This window comes from Arthrobacter sp. PsM3, from assembly GCF_030433895.1.
Taxonomy (GTDB): domain Bacteria; phylum Actinomycetota; class Actinomycetes; order Actinomycetales; family Micrococcaceae; genus Arthrobacter.
On record NZ_JARUXE010000163.1, the window covers coordinates 1 to 269 of the forward strand.

1 protein-coding gene is annotated in these 269 nt (G+C 72.9%); it reads right to left on the minus strand.

All coding sequences use genetic code 11. The features are described from left to right. On the minus strand, positions 1-269 hold a 269-nt coding region (locus QCD75_RS22055), incomplete at both ends, for an L-lactate permease (RefSeq protein WP_301231657.1).

The window sequence follows — 269 nt, forward strand, 5'->3', positions numbered from 1 at the left end:
GTGTTGGCCCCCAGGACGGCGGCGGCGGCGCGCAGTGGCGGCAGTCCCAGGGCGCGGAGCATGGTGGCGGTGATGGCGACCGGTGCGCCGCACCCGGCCAGCGCCTCAAGCAGGCCGCCGAAGCAGCACGCGATCAGCAGCGCCTGCAGGCGCACGTCGCCCCCGCCGCTCACGTCGAACACGCGGCGGAGGTCTTCGAAGCGTCCGCTGAGCACCGTGACCAGGTAGAGCCAGACGGCCATGATGACGATCCACAGCACCGGGAACGC